The sequence below is a fragment of the Streptomyces carpinensis genome, from assembly GCF_002154505.1.
Lineage (GTDB): Bacteria > Actinomycetota > Actinomycetes > Streptomycetales > Streptomycetaceae > Streptomyces > Streptomyces carpinensis.
Genome location: NZ_MUBM01000670.1, coordinates 1 through 1,613, shown reverse-complemented (window position 1 = coordinate 1,613; position 1,613 = coordinate 1). Strand labels below are relative to the sequence as shown.

The 1,613-nt window shown below is 73.7% G+C and carries 1 protein-coding gene and 1 pseudogene; one reads left to right on the top strand and one right to left on the bottom strand.

Going from position 1 to position 1,613, the window contains the following annotated elements; all coding sequences use genetic code 11:
• A pseudogene (locus tag BZY54_RS47775) lies at nt 1-246 on the top strand (PH domain-containing protein); the annotation flags it as partial.
• Between the two features lie 104 nt (nt 247-350).
• Here the strand turns inward: BZY54_RS47775 and BZY54_RS47770 are convergent.
• Nucleotides 351-1,613 (bottom strand): phospho-sugar mutase (locus tag BZY54_RS47770; protein WP_086731518.1); only part of this gene is annotated, 1,263 nt, incomplete at its 5' end.

Sequence of the window (1,613 nt, the reverse complement as noted above, 5' to 3'; positions counted from 1 at the left end):
CGCCTCGGCGGCCTCGGCGGCCGAAGCGGCGGTCTCGGTGGCGGCACCGCGGGCGGCGGCGGTGGCGCGAGTGAGCCCATCCGTGCGCAGGCGGACCAGTTCATGACCGATCTTCGCGAGCTCCAGGAGACCCGCGAGAACGCCGCAGCCGCCCAGGGTGAGGTGCGGGTTCGCTGGGCGTACGAGATCGCGGGTCCGGCACTGGCCGGTGCGGTGGTCCTGGCGATCCTGCTGGCGGTGGGCTGAGGGCCGCCGTCGCCTGAGGGGCGTGGGTGGAGGAATCGGGCCACTGCCGCTCGTCGCGCCCCGGGGTTTTCCGGCCCCGGGGCGGCCCAGATCCTCCACTCCCGTCAGATGCCCGCCGCCTTCGCCAGGTCCTGCTTGAGCGTGCTCAGGAGGTCCGTCGCCCGTGCTCGGGCTGCCGGGAGGTCCGCGTGGCCGCCGACCGGGACGACGACCTCCAGGTAGCACTTCAGCTTGGGCTCCGTGCCGGACGGGCGGACGATCACCCGGGCGCCCTCGAGGGTGTAGCGCAGGCCGTCGGTCGGGGGCAGCGTCCGCGTACCCCGCGTCAGGTCCTCGGACCGGGTGATGGCCAGGCCCGCCAGCTCGGTCGGAGGCTGCTCGCGCAGGCGGCGCATCGCGTCGGCGATCAACGAGAGGTCCTGGACGCGGACCGAGAGCTGGTCCGTCGCGTGCAGACCGTGCTCCACGGCCAGGTCGTCCAGCAGGTCGAGGAGCGTACGGTTCTGCTCCTTGAGCCGCGAGGCCAGTTCCGTGATCAGCAGGGCCGCGGTGATGCCGTCCTTGTCGCGTACGCCGTCCGGGTCCACGCAGTAGCCGAGGGCCTCCTCGTAGCCGTAGCGCAGGCCCTCCACGCGGGCGATCCACTTGAAGCCGGTGAGGGTCTCGGCGTAGGGCAGGCCGGCCTTCTCGGCGATACGGCCGAGGAGGGAGGAGGAGACGATCGACTCCGCGAAGGTGCCCTGCGCTCCCCGGGTGACCAGGTGGGCGGCGAGGAGGGCACCCACCTCGTCGCCGCGGAGCATGCGCCAGTCCGCTCCGTCCTTCACGGCCACTGCGCAACGGTCCGCGTCCGGGTCGTTGGCGATGATCAGGTCCGGGTCGGTCTCGCGGGCCCTGGCGAAGGCCAGGTCCATCGCCCCCGGCTCCTCCGGGTTGGGGAAGGCGACCGTCGGGAAGTCCGGGTCAGGGTCGGCCTGCTCGGTGACCAGGGCGGGGGCGGGGAAGCCCGCGCGGGCGAAGGCCGCGAGGAGGGTGTCCTTGCCGACGCCGTGCATCGCCGTGTAGACGGTGCGGGCCGTGCGCGGGGAGTCCGGGGCGAGGACGGCGTCCGTACGGGCCAGGTAGGCGTCGTGGACGGAGTCGTCGAGCGTCTCCCAGCCGGTCTCCGGGCGGGGGACGGCGGTGAGCGTGGTGATCGCGTCGATCTCGGCGGCGATGTCGGCGTCGGCGGGCGGGACGATCTGGGAGCCGTCGCCCAGGTACACCTTGTAGCCGTTGTCGCGGGGCGGGTTGTGGCTGGCGGTGACCTCCACGCCCGCGACCGCGCCGAGGTGCCGGATGGCGAAGGCGAGGACCGGGGTGGGGAG